16 protein-coding genes are annotated in these 16988 nt (G+C 37.1%); 8 read left to right on the top strand and 8 right to left on the bottom strand.

Annotation, left to right across the window (positions count from 1 at the left end):
* Window positions 1-15: 15 nt before the first annotated feature.
* Both JO178_RS03270 and JO178_RS03265 read left to right on the top strand, forming a co-directional pair.
* Entirely contained in the window at window positions 16-483 is a 468-nt protein-coding gene (locus tag JO178_RS03270; RefSeq protein ID WP_291931551.1) for a hypothetical protein, read from the top strand.
* Window positions 484-608: 125 nt separating this feature from the next.
* A complete protein-coding gene (locus JO178_RS03265; RefSeq protein WP_291931549.1) occupies window positions 609-1961 on the top strand; it encodes a DEAD/DEAH box helicase in 1353 nt (450 codons plus the stop codon).
* Window positions 1962-2018: 57 nt separating this feature from the next.
* Here the strand turns inward: JO178_RS03265 and JO178_RS03260 are convergent, their stop codons facing one another.
* The 4 genes from JO178_RS03260 to JO178_RS03245 form a co-directional block, all read right to left on the bottom strand.
* Window positions 2019-2675 carry a GDSL-type esterase/lipase family protein gene (locus tag JO178_RS03260; protein WP_291931548.1) on the bottom strand — a complete coding sequence of 219 codons (657 nt, stop codon included), beginning with the start codon at window positions 2673-2675 and terminating at the stop codon, window positions 2019-2021.
* 67 nt (window positions 2676-2742) lie between these two features.
* Window positions 2743-3210, bottom strand: coding sequence for a lipocalin family protein (locus tag JO178_RS03255; RefSeq protein ID WP_291931546.1), 468 nt, complete (start codon window positions 3208-3210; stop codon window positions 2743-2745).
* Between the two features lie 237 nt (window positions 3211-3447).
* Window positions 3448-4611: an iron-containing alcohol dehydrogenase gene (locus tag JO178_RS03250; RefSeq protein WP_291931544.1), complete on the bottom strand. Its 1164-nt coding sequence runs from the start codon at window positions 4609-4611 to the stop codon at window positions 3448-3450.
* Window positions 4612-4743: 132 nt separating this feature from the next.
* Complete coding sequence (locus JO178_RS03245) at window positions 4744-5151, bottom strand: helix-turn-helix domain-containing protein (protein WP_291931542.1); 408 nt, start codon at window positions 5149-5151, stop codon at window positions 4744-4746.
* 99 nt (window positions 5152-5250) lie between these two features.
* Here JO178_RS03245 and lpdA point away from each other — a divergent pair, with 99 nt between their 5' ends.
* A complete protein-coding gene (gene lpdA, locus JO178_RS03240) occupies window positions 5251-6651 on the top strand; it encodes a dihydrolipoyl dehydrogenase (protein ID WP_291931540.1) in 1401 nt (466 codons plus the stop codon).
* A 99-nt stretch (window positions 6652-6750) separates the two neighbouring features.
* Here lpdA and JO178_RS03235 read toward each other — a convergent pair whose 3' ends face one another.
* The 3 genes from JO178_RS03235 to JO178_RS03225 are packed head-to-tail and all read right to left on the bottom strand — an operon-like array spanning window position 6751 to window position 8633.
* Window positions 6751-7368 (bottom strand): hypothetical protein, encoded by a 618-nt coding sequence (locus JO178_RS03235; RefSeq protein ID WP_291931538.1) that lies wholly within the window; start codon window positions 7366-7368, stop codon window positions 6751-6753.
* Window positions 7369-7428: 60 nt separating this feature from the next.
* Window positions 7429-8010, bottom strand: a complete 582-nt coding sequence (gene def / locus JO178_RS03230) for a peptide deformylase (protein WP_291931536.1) — start codon at window positions 8008-8010, stop codon at window positions 7429-7431.
* A 56-nt stretch (window positions 8011-8066) separates the two neighbouring features.
* The gene (locus tag JO178_RS03225) at window positions 8067-8633 is read right to left on the bottom strand and encodes a Crp/Fnr family transcriptional regulator (RefSeq protein ID WP_291931534.1); all 567 of its coding nucleotides are present in this window, start codon (window positions 8631-8633) and stop codon (window positions 8067-8069) included.
* Between the two features lie 183 nt (window positions 8634-8816).
* Here JO178_RS03225 and JO178_RS03220 point away from each other — a divergent pair, with 183 nt between their 5' ends.
* Window positions 8817-11351 (top strand): phosphoenolpyruvate carboxylase, encoded by a 2535-nt coding sequence (locus JO178_RS03220; RefSeq protein ID WP_291931532.1) that lies wholly within the window; start codon window positions 8817-8819, stop codon window positions 11349-11351.
* Window positions 11352-11437: 86 nt separating this feature from the next.
* Here the strand turns inward: JO178_RS03220 and JO178_RS03215 are convergent, their stop codons facing one another.
* On the bottom strand, window positions 11438-13045 hold the full coding sequence (locus tag JO178_RS03215; RefSeq protein WP_291931529.1) for a S8 family peptidase: 1608 nt from the start codon (window positions 13043-13045) through the stop codon (window positions 11438-11440).
* Between the two features lie 88 nt (window positions 13046-13133).
* Between JO178_RS03215 and JO178_RS03210 the strand changes: the two genes are divergently transcribed.
* The 4 genes from JO178_RS03210 (at window position 13134) to JO178_RS03195 (ending at window position 16980) form a co-directional block, all read left to right on the top strand.
* Window positions 13134-14258: a DegT/DnrJ/EryC1/StrS family aminotransferase gene (locus tag JO178_RS03210; protein WP_291931527.1), complete on the top strand. Its 1125-nt coding sequence runs from the start codon at window positions 13134-13136 to the stop codon at window positions 14256-14258.
* A gap of 456 nt (window positions 14259-14714) precedes the next feature.
* Window positions 14715-15737 carry a UDP-glucose 4-epimerase GalE gene (gene galE / locus JO178_RS03205; protein ID WP_291931525.1) on the top strand — a complete coding sequence of 341 codons (1023 nt, stop codon included), beginning with the start codon at window positions 14715-14717 and terminating at the stop codon, window positions 15735-15737.
* A 12-nt stretch (window positions 15738-15749) separates the two neighbouring features.
* On the top strand, window positions 15750-16514 hold the full coding sequence (locus JO178_RS03200; RefSeq protein WP_291931523.1) for a methyltransferase domain-containing protein: 765 nt from the start codon (window positions 15750-15752) through the stop codon (window positions 16512-16514).
* A gap of 13 nt (window positions 16515-16527) precedes the next feature.
* Window positions 16528-16980, top strand: a complete 453-nt coding sequence (locus JO178_RS03195) for an adenylyltransferase/cytidyltransferase family protein (RefSeq protein WP_291931521.1) — start codon at window positions 16528-16530, stop codon at window positions 16978-16980.
* Window positions 16981-16988: the final 8 nt, after the last annotated feature.

Below are 16988 nucleotides of genomic sequence, written 5' to 3'. Positions count from 1 at the left end.
TATAACTCACTTAGCATGATCATCGCTCAGGAAGGACATAATGAGAGACTTTCAGGGGATTTTGACGGTAACGGAACAAAGGAGTACACATTTATAAAAGTTTCCGACTGTGGGGATGAGTGCGAAGGAAAATGTGAAACTACCATCTGTTTCAGCGATAAAAAAATAAAGCCACTGACTATTTCTCCCGCTAACAAGGGGACTCTGTATAATCTCGGAGACCTTAATAATGATGGCACTGATGAGATTGGTTTTTATCCCAACTGGTGTACCAGCTGCTGGCATCCTTTTTATGTATACACTTTAACTAAAACTGGTTGGAAGCCTTTGGTGAAACCAATACCTACTCATTGCAACCAGTGGGAAGAAGATAAGTTTCCAATCAGGAAAGATCCGGAAAAGAAAGGAAATCTAATCATTACTTCAAGCGAATGGAAGGATGATGATATAAAAATGATCAGTAAAAGTCTTAAGCTAAACTAATAACTCAGCCTCCTATATCTTTATATCTTAATTTGTAAACAGACGATTTCTTGTTATATAGCCTGTTAATTGCTAACTTCTCACTTCTGATTTCCAACTTCTAATTAAATACTTATCTTTGCAAAATGGAAAAACTCACTTTTGCAGATTTTGACCTGCCGGTTAAAATTCTTGATGTCTTGGCGGATTTGGAATTATTTGAACCTACTCCTATTCAGGAGAAGAGCTTAAAACCTATCCTTTCCGGAAGAGATGTGATGGGAATTGCACAAACCGGAACCGGAAAAACATTAGCTTACCTTTTACCCGTTCTTAAGACCTGGAAATACAGTAAAACAGGAAATCCAACTGTTTTGGTGCTGGTTCCTACAAGAGAACTTGTAGTTCAGGTAACTGAAATTCTGGAAAAACTGACAGAAAATATTACTGCAAGAGTAATCGGAATATATGGAGGGAAAAATATCAATACTCAGAAACTCTTGTTTAATGATGGTTGCGATATTTTAGTAGGAACACCGGGAAGGGTAATGGACCTTTCAATCGATAATGCAATTTCTTTAAGAGAGGTTCAGAGACTTATTATTGATGAATTTGATGAAATGCTCAACCTCGGATTCAGACCTCAGCTTACCCATATTTTTGAAATGATGAAAGAGAAAAGACAGAATATTCTTTTCTCTGCTACAATGACAGAGGCTGTTGATGAAATGTTGGATGAATACTTTGCCAATCCGATTGAAATTTCATTGGCAAAATCCGGAACACCTCTTGAAAAAATAGAACAAACAGCTTATAAAGTTGAAAATTTCAATACAAAAATCAATTTGCTTGAACATTTATTGAAAAGTAAAGCAGACATGTCCAAAGTTCTGATATTCAATAATAATAAAAAACATGCAGATTTGCTTTTTACCAAAATTGAGGAGCTGTTTCCTGGGCAGTTTGATGTAATCCACTCCAATAAATCTCAAAATTACAGGCTCAAAGCCATGAAGAGATTTGAGAACGAAGAGGTGAGAGGATTGATCACCACCGATGTAATGGCAAGAGGTCTTGATATCTCCGATATTACCCATGTGATTAATTTTGAAACTCCCGATATTCCTGAACAGTATATTCACAGAATCGGTAGAACCGGTAGAGCAGATAAAGACGGTAAAGCGATCACCTTTGTTACGAAAAAAGAAGAGCCTTTAGTCTTAGATATCGAATTATTGATGGATAAAGAGCTGGAGTTTGTAGACTTCCCTGAAGGGGTGAAAATTAACCCTAATAAAATTGCTTCAGAAAAAGATGAAGTAGTTATGAAAAATCCGGCACAGGTAAAACTGAATGACGGAGGAGGAGCTTTCCATGAGAAAAAAGCTAAAAATACTAAGGAAAACTGGGGTGGACCTTCCAAAAGAAAAGCGCCTAAGAAGTTTGGAGCCAACAGAGCCCAGCAGAAAGCTAAATCGAAATCGAAAAGAAAGAAATAAAGATTATATTTCAATACATAAAAAAATAGCGGCTGTTTTTTACAGCCGCTATTTTTATTATTTCATGTAAGGATCCATTACTTTTTTCCAGATCTGATATCCTTCAGGAGTTAAGTGGAGCATATCCTCTACGAAAATATCTTTTCTTACATTTCCGTTGGAGTCTTCCATTGCCTTAGTAACATCAATAAATTTGGAGTTCGGTTGTTTCTTCATGAAAGCAGCAATTTTTCTGTTTGCTTCTTTCATTTGAGGCCAAAGTTCTTCTCTGCTTGGAGAATATTTTATTGAGATATAATCTACTTCAATATTAGGAAACCTAGCCCGAATTTTTTTGTAGAATGTTTTATACCGTTCCACCACTTTTTCCGCTTTTAAATTGTGATTATCTGCAAAATCATTTTCACCACAGTATACAATAATCTGTTTAGGCTGATAAGGACTTAATAAATCATCAGCAAAATAGTTGAGGTCAGTAAGTCTGGATCCGCCAAAACCTCTGTTGATAATGGTTTTGTCAGGGAAATAACTGGCTACATCCGTCCATTTTGTAAATGATGAACTTCCCACCAGTAAAATGGCGTTTTTAGGAGGCGGGGTCTGCTGATCTTCCTTTTTAAAGTTTTGGATATCCTGCCAGAACATTGGCTTTTTTTCCTGTGAAAAGGAAATAACAAAAAATAGCAATAAAAATGCTGATAGAATCTTCTTCATTGTTTCAAATTTTAATTCAGGTAATAAAAGTAATAAAAAAACTCCCGATTCAACGGGAGTTTATCATTTATCTCTTGTAGGAAATATAAGTGACATCCGGAATTTTATCTCCGTCCTGATCATAATTCCCAAATTGTTGTGCGATTCTAAGTTCTGAACTCGACAGTATATCTACTCTGTAGTTTCTGTTATCATCCTTATCAAACTTAATTCCTAAAATTTTAGCATCTGCATCATAGGTGTACTTTCCTTCACTTTTTCCGTTCACCTGACAATCTGCCCCTCCGGATCCTGTATAAGCGGTATAGCTTACATAAAAGTCGGTTCTGAAGAATAGTAAGTTTTTAGCATCACATCCACTCGGTGTAGAGGAAGAAAGTACTGTTTTATTATCTTTTCCGGAAATAACTTCTCTTTTGACTTCTTTCCAATCTCCTTTAATAATCTCCATTTCATAGGCTTGCATATCATCATCTTTACAGGAAGTAAGTGCCAAAGCAGAAAAGGCAAATAAAAATAGTAGCTGTTTTTTCATTTTCACAAATTTAAGAATATGCTAAAATATAAATAAATTTGATATATCCGTAATGAAATCGCTATTTTTTAAACAAATGTTTACAAATAAGGTGATTTCTGCAAAAGTTCCTTTACGTACTTAGCCGAATTAATAAAGGTGGGCTGAAGCCCACCTAAAAATATACAAACAAATTCATAGAGCCAAAGCTTAAAGGCTTTAACCTTATATATTGAGCTTTAACCTCTGAATTCTTTCTTAATAGCTCATTTCTACAATCTTATGAGCATCCTGAGGAGTTAGTTTTCTGTACTCTCCAAGGCCCAGCCAGTTTCTGTCTGTAAAAGCTTTTTCTACTCTTTCAGCAGTTCCTTTGAAATCTTCCGTATACTCGGAAAGTTTTGTTTTAATGTGAAGGCTGTGGAAGAACTCTTCAAGCTTTTTAATTCCAAGTTCCGCTTTTTCTTCTGTTGTACCTTCCTTAATTCCCCAGACTCTCTCCGCATACTGTGCCAGCTTCCCTTTTTTATCTTCAAAGTTATAACGGTAATGGGAAGGGGCAATGATTGCCAGTGTTCTTGCATGGTCAATACCAAAGTAAGCGGTTAATTCATGTCCCATTGCATGTACGGCCCAGTCTGTGATCACTCCTTTCTGAATCAACCCGTTTAAAGCCATTGTACAGCACCACATAAAATTTCCGGCAGCATCATAATTAAAATCATCAGCCAATACTTTCGGAGCAGTCTCCTGAAGGCTGATCAGAATACTTTCTGCAATTCTTTCCTGAAGATCTGCAGAAGACGGAGCTGTCATATACTGTTCAAGAACGTGGGTATAAGCGTCAGTGATTCCGTTAACGATCTGGTTTTTAGGAATTGATCTGATCACTTCAGGATCTAAAACAGAAAACTGAGGGAAAAGTCCCGGACCTCCTGAGGATAATTTTTCATTCGTCTCCCTTCTTGAGATGACATAGCCCGAATTCATTTCAGAACCTGTTGCAGGAAGTGTTAAAATACTACCGAAAGGCATTCCTTCTCCTTCAAAAGTTCTAACCTGTTTTCTGAGAATATCCCATGGCTCCCCGTCATAATGAGCTGCTGCTGAAATGAATTTGGTACCGTCGATCACGGATCCGCCTCCTACAGCAAGAAGATAATTAATATTTTTTTCCTTGATAAAGCGTACTGCATTAATAAGTACTTCATATTCAGGATTGGCAGGAACTCCGCCGAACTCATAGACTTCATGATCTTTTAAGGCTTCTTTTACCTGATCATAAACACCGTTGTTTTTAATACTTCCGCCACCGTAGATCATTAATATCTTAGCGTCTTTAGGTATCTCATTGGAAATTTTAGCGATTTCACCTTTTCCGAAAAGTATTTTTGTTGGGTTTTTAAACTCGAAATTAAGCATTGTTCTAAATTTATTGTAAGCCAAATTTACGGAATGAAAAAGGAAAATTGAGTTAATGAAATTTTAAAATTACTATGATTTATTTTAATGAAAGCTATTATAATATTTTATATTTCAAAACGACGTGCTGTTTTAAAGTCCTTCAGAAAGATATGCTTTTGCTTTTTTAATAAAACTTTCTTTATCTCGTTTGAGGTCTTCCAGAAGTTTTTTACGGTCTTCAGGAATAGTCAGGTACTGATCTCCCCAAAGATTGATTTCAACGATCACAGGAATAAGATCTATGCCTTTTTCTGTAAGATGATAAAGAATCTTTAGCTTATTTTCAGGATGATTTTTTTTATCAATAATTCCATTCTCCAATAAATGCTGAAGCTTGGAAGCCAGAATATTGGAAGCTATTTTTTCATCAGCTTTCTGAAGTTCTCCATAGGTGCATTCTTTTTTAAGCATCAGATCCCGAATGATTAATAAGGACCATTTATCACCCCAGATTTCAAGAGAACAGCTGATGGGACAGTCTGATCTTTTTTTACTCATACCATTAATTTTTAAATAATACTTGCAAAATGAAAGTATTTGTTTTAATTTTACTTTCGTTTTGCAAGTAAATTTAATCATAAAAAATGAATTAATCAAATGGAAAATTTTGACATCGCCGTAATCGGCTCAGGCCCCGGAGGATATGTGGCAGCCATCAGAAGTGCACAGCTTGGATATAAAACCGTAATTATAGAAAAATATGATACACTGGGAGGTACCTGTACCAATGTGGGGTGTATTCCTACAAAAGCACTGTTGGACAGTACCCATCATTATTCGGAAGCACATCATCAGTTTAAGGAACACGGGATTAATCTGGATCGGATAGAGCTGGATTTTTCACAGATGTATAAAAGAAAATCGGAAGTGGTTTCAAAAAATACCGACGGACTTAATTTCCTGATGAGTAAAAATAAAATCACCCGTATCCAGGGGACGGCAGGTTTTGTCAATAATACAACCTTACAGGTGGTAAATGACACGGAAAAGGTTATGATTACTGCAGAAAATTATATAATTGCTACAGGATCAAAGCCTTCGGTTCTTCCGGGAGTGGAAATTGATAAACGAAGAATTATTACTTCTACCGAAGCCTTAGCTTTGAAAGGAAAACCAAAATCTATGGTAATCATCGGAGGCGGAGTGATTGGCGTTGAAATGGCTTCTATTTTTAACCGTATCGGAACTCAGGTCACCATTCTGGAATATGCTGACCATCTGATTGCCGCAATGGATCATGAACTGGGGAAAAGCCTTCAGAGGATTTTAAAGAAAGAGGGAATTGATATCCGCCTGAATCAGGCTGTTTATAAAGCTGAAAATACAGGATCAGCCGCTAAGGTCTTTTTTAAGGATCAAAAAGGAATCGAAAATGAGCTGGAAGCTGAATACATTCTGGTTGCAGTAGGCAGAAGTCCGTATACAAAAGATTTAGGTCTTGAAAATACCGGAGTGGAACTCGATCATCGCGGATTTATCAGAGTGAATGAAAAGAATCAGACAAATATTCCCACGATCTATGCGATTGGCGATGTTATCGGAGGAGTAATGTTGGCACATAAAGCAGAAGAGGAAGGCGTTTTTGTGGCAGAAACCATCAATGGACAAAAGCGCCATATTCATTATGATCGTATCCCTTCCGTCGTATATACATGGCCGGAAGTAGCATCCGTAGGATATACTGAAGAATATCTCAAAAAAAATAATATAGCCTATAATGTGGGAAAGTTTCCGTTCTCGGCCAGCGCAAGAGCACGTGCTTCTATGGATTCAGATGGATTTTCAAAAGTGCTGGTAGATCCTAAATACGGAGAAATATTAGGAATTCATATCATTGGAGCCAGAGCCGCCGATCTGATTGCCCAGGGAGTAATTGCCCAGGAATATGAAGTAACTGCTGAAGATATGTTCCGTATTTCCTATGCCCATCCGACGTATTCAGAAACCTTGAAGGAAGCTTATCTGATAGCATCAGGGCAGGGCGCTGTGAACATCTGATGTACTGATTTTTTAAATTGCCACGAATACACGAATATCTTATTTATGCATTCGTGGCAAAAAACAAGAATACTTGATTGAAGTAGTAAAGATAAAAGATTATTGAGGTACTGTTAAAGCGGCACAGTCCTCGTTTTTTGAATATATTCCGTTAGTTTTCGCGTCCAGTTTTCCGGTTTTTCTGTTGATTCTGACCAGAAATGATTCTTTGGTAACAGGGCATCCTCTGGCTTGTAAAACGTATATAGAGATGTATTTGTTGTCAATTTTATAAGAACCCGTAAATCTGTTTTTTGTATCAAACGAATATCCGTAAGTTTGCGCAATCAGGAGAGCTTCGGGAAGATTATCAACCGTTCCGATAAAATCTCTCAACTGTTGTTCATTGGAAAAATAAACAGATCTGCTGTCTTTACACGCCAGAATGTAGGAAAAACAATGATTACCGATACATTTCTGGAAAAAACCTTTTTCCGGAACCGGCTCATTGATCGTCATGAAATCCGGCATCTGACTTTCGTAGATTACCGCTTTATCAGAATCTGTATCATTGCTGAGAACTCTCCAGTATTCGTAGCCCTTATCCGGAATAATAAAAGGGTAGAGGTAATCTGAAGTATCCAGGATATCGGGAATTTTTTTATAATCATCAGGAACCGTGATCTGGGCACAGAACAGATTAGAAAGGATCAGGGAACAGACGATGATAATTTTCATAAAGAAAGTGTTTTCAGGACAAATTTACAAAAATTAGTAATGTATCTGAGATCTTATACGCTATGAAAATTTCATCCCGTAGCCGGTATTGATATTTCCGGTTGCAATTTTTTTCAACTTTGATTCCATGAGCTTTTTGGTTAATGGTTTCAGATGATCAATATATAAAATACCTTGTGTATGGTCATATTCATGCTGGATGACTCTTGCTGTCATGCCTGAGAATGTCTTAACCTGCCGGTTAAAGTCTTTATCAAAGTATTCAATGGTGATGGCCCAGGATCGTTTTACCTTTTGGGAGAGACCGGGAATACTTAGACAGCCTTCATAATCTTCCCATATTTCCGCTGAATAATCAATAATGTTAGCATTAATAAAAGTTTCGTGTATTCCGCGGTCATTTTTTTCAAAATAGACGAGCTGATCCTCTGTATCAAAGTTTTCAAATATAGTACAGCTGTCAACGATGAAAAGCTGAAGAGGATTTCCTATTTGTGAGGAGGAGAGGCCGCATCCGCTGGCATTTTCCATAGTTTCCCACATATTGGTAATAAGATCCCGGACTTCCTGACTGTTTTCGGGGATCTTTATGCATTTTTGTTTTAAAATGCGATTTCCATAGGCTACAATAGGTAAATTCATTAAAATAATTTTCTGCAAAGTTCAGCAGAAGAGAAAAGATATACAATGAACCTATGTTAATTAATCTGTCTGCGGATTCTGCTTAAAGCCTGTGGAGTGATTCCGATATAAGAAGCAATGTATTTCAGCGGAACAAGTCTGAGCATTTCAGGCTGTTCGGTAAATAATTTTAAATAACGTTCTCTGGCTGTAAGTTTGAGTAAAGACATTTCTCTTTTGCTTTTGGCTAAAAATAACTTCTCGGAGGCAAAGCGCCCTAAATGGTTTCCCACATTCGTATGATTATAAACCTGCTGTAAATCATTATAAGAAATCTGCCATACCACAGTTTCCGTTAAGGCCTGCATTTCATATTCTGAAGGAGTCTGGGTAAGAAAAGAATCATAGGCACAGGTAAATTCCTTTTCAAAACCAAAACTAAAAGTATAGCCGTATTCATCATCCGGAATATAAAACCTTACCAGTCCCGATTCTATGAAGGACAGATACTTCTCCGTCTCACCGTGTTGGGTAATGACTTTATTTTTAGCAAAAACCTTTCTGTGAAAATGTCTTGCTATAAATGTCCATTCCGATTCCTTTAGTTTGACGATCTGTTCGTAATATTCTCTGATGTAACCCATAGAAATTTTTGAATTATTTTACTGTAACCTCAACAATATTATTAGTTATATTTAAAGGATTAATGTGAAGACAAAGGTACGAAATGTTTACGGAGGTGAAAGCATGGCTATTTTTCCGGGATCATTTGTTTTTTTGTCATTTGTCAATTTATTTAATTCCAAAAAACAGTTACATTTGTTAGTATGATACACGACCAACGCGCAGAAAAGTTCAGGCAGATCGTGGAGAATAAGTTCCAGATCTACAATTCATTATTTATGAGCCTGCCCTATGATAAAATGACCAATATCGGGATGTTGCTTCCCTTTCTTTATGAGGAAAGCAGAACCGGTTATGAGGCAGGGAAGACCCCGGAAGAAATCATTGAAGAGTTTTTTAAAAGCCATACAGATCTTGATACGGAAGAACAAAAACTGGAGTTGCTTTTTAAAATCATTCAGTATATCGAAAGACAGGTGGTTTTATTTGACAGTATAGAAGATGCTGCATTCCCGAATCTCCATTCCGAAAGTGATAGCGGAACAGTAACCAATCTTTTTGAACGCTCATTCCAGGATCATAAAATTGAAAAAGTACGCGAAAAACTGAAGGATTTTACCGTGAAAGTTGTATTTACGGCACACCCGACACAGTTTTATCCAAGTTCGGTACAAAGAATTATTCAGGATTTGAGAGGAGCCATTACCAGTGATTCTGTGACGCAGATTGATACCCTGCTGCAGCAATTGGGAAAAACACCTTTTGTAAATAAAGAAAAACCTACCCCGATAGATGAAGCATTAAGTATTATCTCTTATCTGAGGTATGTATACTATGATACCATTGGCGAATTATTTACAAAGATTAAAAAGACTTTTGGAAACGGACATTTCCATCTGCATGAAGATATTATCCAGCTCGGATTCTGGCCCGGAGGCGACAGAGACGGAAATCCGTTTGTGACTGCTGATGTCACCAAAAAAGTTTCTGAAGAGCTGCGTTCTGCCATTCTGAAATCATACTACAGCCATTTAAAATATATCAGGAGAAGGTTAAGTTTCAGAGGAGTGGCTGAAGTCTTAACACAGCTAAGTGAGGACTTATATGCTGCTATTTTTGACGGAAAAGAGATCACCGCAGAAGATATTTTAAAGAAGACGGATGACGCTGAAAAAATTCTGGTTAATGAACATAATTCTTTATTTCTGGATCTTTTGATCAACTTCAGAGACCGTGTGAAAATTTTTGGAACCCACTTTGCTACTTTGGACATCAGACAGGATAGCAGAATTCATCAGTCCGTCATTGATGAGGTTTTTTTAAAAGTATACGGAAATGAAGAAGCAGATGCCGGAAAAAAGTTCAGCAAGCTGATTCAGATTTCTGAAAAAGTAAACCCTGAAGATTTTCAGGATATTGTAAGAGATACTTTGCTAACGGTTTCACAGGTTTCAGAAATTCAGAATTTAAACGGGCAGAGAGGAATGAATCGCTACATTATTTCCAATTCAGATGCCGTGAAAGATGTTATGAATGTATATGCATTTTTCAAAATCTGTGGTTATGAGGATGAAGAAATCAATATGGATATTGTTCCGCTTTTTGAAACCATGGAAGGACTTGCCAATGCTGAAAATGTAATGAATGAGCTTTACCATCACCCTGTCTATCAGAAACACCTCCAAAAAAGAGGCAATCAGCAGACTATTATGCTTGGATTTTCAGACGGAACAAAAGACGGTGGCTATCTTAAAGCCAACTGGGAAATTTATAAAGCGAAAGAAGTACTTACCAGACTTTCTGAGCAAAATAACATCAAAGTAGTATTCTTCGATGGTCGTGGAGGTCCGCCTGCAAGAGGAGGAGGAAAAACTCACGATTTTTATGCTTCACAGGGAAAAACAATTGCCAATAATAAGATAGAACTGACCATTCAGGGGCAGACCATTACCAGTATTTTTGGAAATAAAGAACAGGCCAAATATAATTTTGAACAGCTTTTAACGGCTGGTGTAGAGAATGACGTATTCAAAAATGCAAAAAAAGATCTCACCGAAAAAGAAAGATCTCTGATCATCGAACTGGCAGATATCAGTTATAAAAAATATTCCGACCTGAAAGCTCATCCTATGTTTGTACCTTATCTTCAGGAAATGAGTACGCTGGAATATTACGGAAAAACAAATATCGGAAGCCGCCCGTCGAAAAGAGGAAACGGAAGTGAGCTGAGGTTTGAGGATTTAAGAGCTATCCCGTTCGTAGGTTCATGGTCACAGTTGAAGCAGAATGTTCCCGGATTTTTCGGTTTTGGATATGCTATGCAACAGTTGAAAGAACAGGGACGGTTTGAGGAAGTAAAGGAATTGTACAAAGGATCAGACTTCTTTAAAACATTGGTGCTGAACTCGATGATGAGCATGAATAAATCATATTTTCCATTGACTTATTATATCAAAAACAATCCGAAGTTCGGAGCATTCTGGAATATTCTTTTCAGTGAGTACGAATTATCAAAGGAGATCATGCTGGAACTGACAGGTTTTAAAATGCTCCAGGAAGAAGATCCGTTATCCCGAAAATCAGTGAAGATCCGTGAGAAGATAGTACTCCCTTTGTTGAGTATTCAACAGTATGCCTTAATGAAAATACAGAAAGGAGAAGGCAACAAAGAAACGTATGAGAAACTCGTGACCCGTTCTTTGTTTGGAAATATTAATGCGAGCAGAAACTCAGCATAATTTTATCATATTATGTCAATCATTAGAAACGGGCTTCAGCCCGTTTCTGTATTTTAAAATACCTCTACAGGCTTTAGCTGAAACATTTATTCTTTTATAAATTTCTCATAGTAGATTTTATCTTTTATCTGGATTTTCAGGTAATAAATTCCTTTGGAAAGGTTCTCTACATGTACCGCTTTTTGTTGGCTGTTTTTGCGGATCAGTCTTCCCAGGTTATCATAAATTTCCAGAGACTTAATGTCATATTCAGATTGAATGCTTAAAATGTTGGTAACCGGATTAGGATAGATTTTAATTCCCTCTGTTTTTGCCGTTTCAGAAGTACCTAAAACAGCATTATTATATAAACTTCCAAAGTTAAGAATGCCGTATCCCATCTGATCCGTATGGTTAGGATAAAGTGATGCTGTTTGTCTTAATTTTATCATGATTTGGTCTCTGTTCATCGTTGGAAATGCCTGAATAAAACAAGCTACTCCTCCTGAAGCTATAGGAGTCGCAATAGAAGTTCCGCTTACCGTAACAGTCGTATTGTTATTAACTGTTGTGGTGGAAGTTCCCTGTGCACTTCCATCCGGTTTTACAACTCCTGAGGAATTAGGTCCGTAAGAAGAAAATGAAGATGAATTCCCTGCACTGTCTACCGCTCCTATTGAAAATACTTTAGCATTATCGGAAGGTGTCAGAAGGTAATGCCACGGCAGGGTTCCGGAATTACCAGCGGCTACAAGAACAAAAATTCCTTTTTCCGCAGCAATTTGTGCCGCTTTTGCAATGAAGGAGGTTGTACCGTTCATATCGGAATAGCTGTAATCATACTGAGAATCATCAAAAACATTATATCCGAGAGACGTTGAGATGATTTCCACACCTTTTCTGTCAGCTTCCTCAGCTGCCTCAATCCAATATACTTCTTCCTCAGGAATTTCTACTGCCGCATTTTCGCTGCGATAAAGATAGAAATCAGCATCCGGAGCAGATCCTACAAAAGTGTTTTCCAGATAACCGCCAATAGCGCCTAATACTACCGAGCCATGCTGGCTTAAAGAGGTATTGTAAATATCAGTGGTTTTAGTAACGAAATCATACCCGGCTTTAATCTGGTTATTGGCCCATAACCTTGAAAATGCAGTTCCGGTATTGACAAACGGAAAGCCGGCATCAATAACGGCAATCGAGATTCCGGTTCCTGTATAGCCGGCCAGATGAAGTGGCCGGATGTTCACCTGATCTATCTGTGCGGCTCCCGACCCGTAATCAAACGTGGTGAGGGTCTTACCGGTATCCGAATTGTTTTTCCGTTGAGCAACAGGAGTTATTTTCGGGACAGCGGATGCGTTTCTTGCAAAGCTTTGTACAGACTGTACGAAAGGAAGAGCCTGCAGATTGATTATTTGTGAAGGGGTAGCATTTACAGCAGCTCCGTTAAGCCATTTGGAATAATCGGTGACAGTAAATCCCAGATTTTGTAAATTCTGAAGATAAGATGTTTCTATAGGGGCATCCTCATCATTAAGGGAAATTCCTAATGCAGTACGTCTGTTGAGTGATTTTTGAGAAAGCTCTGATAAAGGATTGGCAAAAAAAGCAGCTTTATTGGGTTTGTCAGTAAAATAAACAAAAACAAGCTGGGTTTGAGCTGATGCAATGGAATAACCCGTTAACAAACAAAAGAGTAAAAGCTTTTTCATAGTATTATTTTGTATAAAGATAAAAACAAAATCAATAAAATTTTTGATGGGATATTAAATTCCTTATTTTTACAGAAATATTTACTTTATGAAAAAAATTCAGATGGTTGACTTGCAAAGTCAGTATTACAAAATAAAGAATGATGTAGACAATGCAGTTTTAAATGTAATGGATTCTGCGGCTTTTATCAACGGTCCTGAAGTAAAGTCTTTCCAGAATGAATTGGAGTCTTATTTAGACGTAAAACATGTGATTCCATGCGCAAATGGAACAGATGCATTGCAGATTGCCCTTATGGCGCTGGATCTGAAAGAAGGAGATGAGGTGATTACCGCTGATTTCACTTTTGCTGCAACAGTAGAGGTGATTCATTTGCTTAAATTAAAATCGGTTTTGGTAGATGTAGATTATGATACATTCACAATCTCAACCGAAGACTTAAGAAAAGCAATTACACCAAGAACAAAAGCAATTATTCCTGTACATTTATTCGGACAATGTGCCAATATGGAGGAAATTTTAAAAATTGCTGAAGAGCACAATTTATATGTTATTGAAGATAATGCACAGGCTATTGGTGCCGAATATACATTTTCAGACGGAACGGTAAAATACGCTGGTACGATGGCTACTGTGGGAACAACATCTTTCTTTCCTTCAAAGAATTTAGGATGCTACGGTGACGGAGGGGCTATTTTTACCAATAATGATGAATTAGCACACCGTTTAAGAGGAATCGTAAACCATGGAATGTATGAAAGATACTATCATGACGAAGTAGGAGTAAACTCCCGTTTAGACAGTATTCAGGCGGCAGTTTTAAGAAAAAAACTTCCTCATCTTGATTCTTATAACGAAGCAAGAAGAAAGGCAGCCGATTATTATGATGAAGCATTTGCCGGAAACCCTAATATCCTTACTCCAAAAAGAAGTGAAGATTCTACGCACGTATTCCACCAGTATACTTTAAGAATTCTGAACGGAAAACGTAATGAACTTCAAAAGTTCCTGACGGAGAAAGAAATTCCGGCCATGATCTATTACCCGGTAGCATTAAGAAAACAGAAAGCCTATTTCCAGGAAAGTAATGATGCGGATTTTATCAATACAGACAAGCTTTTGGATCAGGTGATTTCTTTACCGATGCATACCGAACTTGACGAAGAGCAGCTGAAGTATATTACCGATGCAGTGCTTGAGTTTATGGGATAAGCTATGCTTCACGAAGAGAGAATATTAAAGAATAAATTTGCCTATTTTTTTACAATTATCTTTGTCCTGTGCTGGATGATTTATTATGGGTGCGTTGTTTTTAATATTTTATTTAAAAATTATGGGATAACCGAGCAGTATAAAGCAATTCAGATTCCAATCTTTTTATTGATTTTTGCTACCTTTATATTGCTTGCTGTCACCTTTGTAAATGTTTTTAAAGAGTCCGGAAAGACATTTATTTACCTCAACATTTCAGCTGCTTTGATCTGTCTGTTGTGGTCGGTAAACTTTTTTAAAACCTATCATGAAGGAATGAATGCCTATTGGTCTTCTTTTCTGTTTTTTATAGTTTTTTTAGTGGCAGGTCCCTTATTGCTCATAAGATATTTTAAGCACTATCCGGCAAAAGATGAAATAGAAAATATAGGAAAACACGAAGATTAAAAAATAAAAATGGCAATACTTGTTACAGGCGGACTTGGATATATCGGTTCCCACACCGTAGTAGAACTTATCAATAACGGCTTTGAAGTGGTTATTGTTGATGACCTGTCCAATTCGGAAAGGTTTATTTTAAATAATATTGAAGAAATCACGGGTAAAAAACCGATTTTTTATCCTTTTGATTTAAAAAGAAAAGAATTGCTTCATCAGGTTTTTGAGGCGCACCAGATTGATGGTTGTATTAATTTTGCAGCTTCAAAAGCCGTAGGAGAGAGCCAGGTAAAACCTGTTGATTACTACGAAAATAATTTGTTTTCCCTAATCAATATTCTTCAGGAGTTTAAGCAAAGAGAAATTTCAAACTTTATTTTCAGTTCTTCATGTACGGTTTATGGACAGGCTGATGTGATGCCCATTGATGAAAATACCCCTTTAAAAACGCCTGAAAGTGTATACGGCAAGACGAAACAGATGGGTGAACAGATCTTAATGGATTTCGCAAAAGCATACCATCGTAAAATCTCATTATTAAGATACTTTAATCCTATCGGAGCCCATCCGTCTTCAAAGATCGGAGAATTGCCTTTGGGGGTTCCTAATAACCTGGTTCCTTATGTAATGCAGACAGCAGCAGGAATTCGTGAAAAATTAAACATTTGGGGTAATGACTATGATACAAAGGACGGAACCCCAATCAGAGATTATATTTATATAGTTGATCTGGCAAAAGCCCATGTTGCTGCTTTGAAAAAATTAATGGAAGACCCTTCTGAAGAATCCGTTATCGATACGTATAATCTGGGAACAGGTCAGGGGTCATCAGTTCTGGAAGTCGTAAAAGCTTTTGAAACAGCCAATCATGTAAAAGTTCCCTATCAGATTTGCCCGAGAAGAGCAGGCGATATTACAATTGCTTACGCAGATCCCTCTAAAGCCGAGAAAGAACTGGGCTGGAAATCAGAAACTTCATTGGAAGAATCATTGAGAACGACCTGGGAGTGGCAGAAATATTTAAATAGCAGAAACTCTTAAAATCATTATATTATGGCTTGGAATCCTGAGGTATACGACCAGTTTAAAGAAGAGCGTTCAGCGCCTTTTTATGAATTATTAAATCTTGTTGAGTCAAGATCGGATTTGTCTGTTATAGATTTGGGATGCGGAACCGGTGAACTTACGTCCAGACTTTTGGATTATCTTGAAGACTCTAAGGTTTTAGGAATTGATTCATCCGAGGAAATGCTTGAAAAAGCAGCTCATTTTAAAACCAGCAGACTTCACTTTGAGAAAAGAAGTATTGAAGAGCAGCTGCATCTTGGGGATACCTATGATCTGATTATTTCTAATGCTGCCATTCAATGGTGCAGCAACCATAAAGAGCTGTTTCCAAGGATTATCAGTAAAATTAAAGCAGGAGGACAATTAGCCGTACAGGTTCCGTCCAATCATGAATATATTGTACACCAGCTTCTAAGGAAAATTGCCGGCTCTGAGCCTTATAAAACAGCCTATAACTCTTGGGAAAGAGAATATACAGTGCTGAAAATAGAAGATTATGCAGGAATATTGTTTAATCATAACGGGAGAGAAATTACCGTTTATGAAAAAGTATTTCCACATGTTCTTGAAAATGCCGAAGCAATATTTACTTGGGCTTCAGGAACAGCCATGCTTCCGTATATCGAAAGACTTCCGGAGGATATGAAAGAACAATTTAAAAACGATTATAAACTAGAATTACAAAACATCTTCCCTGAATCACCAGTCTTTTATCCGTTTAAAAGAACTTTTATTTCAGCGAAGTTTTAACCTAAAAATTAATATGAAGACACAAAGAATAGGTATTACATTTTCCTCATTTGATCTATTGCATGCAGGACACATTAAAATGCTTGAAGAAGCAAAAACGGTATGCGATTATTTGATCGTCGGACTTCAGATTGACCCGTCTCATGACCGTCCCAACAAGAACAGACCGAGCCAGACCATTGTTGAAAGGTATATTCAGCTCAAAGCAGTGAATGCTGTAGATGAAATTGTTCCTTACTACACAGAAGAAGATCTTTTAGATATTTTAAAATCTTTTGTCATCGATGTAAGAATCATCGGGGATGATTATATGGACAGAGACTTTACCGGAAAACAGTATTGTGAAGAAAAAGGAATTGAAATCTTTTACAACAAAAGAGATCACAGATTTTCTACCAGCGACCTGAGAAAAAGAATCTATGAAGCTGAAAAGGAAAAAGTAGAAAGAAAAGAAACCGTAAAATAAAAACAATA

It is taken from the genome of Chryseobacterium sp., assembly GCF_019236175.1.
Taxonomy (GTDB): Bacteria; Bacteroidota; Bacteroidia; order Flavobacteriales; family Weeksellaceae; genus Chryseobacterium.
Note: the sequence above shows the minus strand (reverse complement) of the source record. Positions and strands in the feature narration are given on the sequence as shown.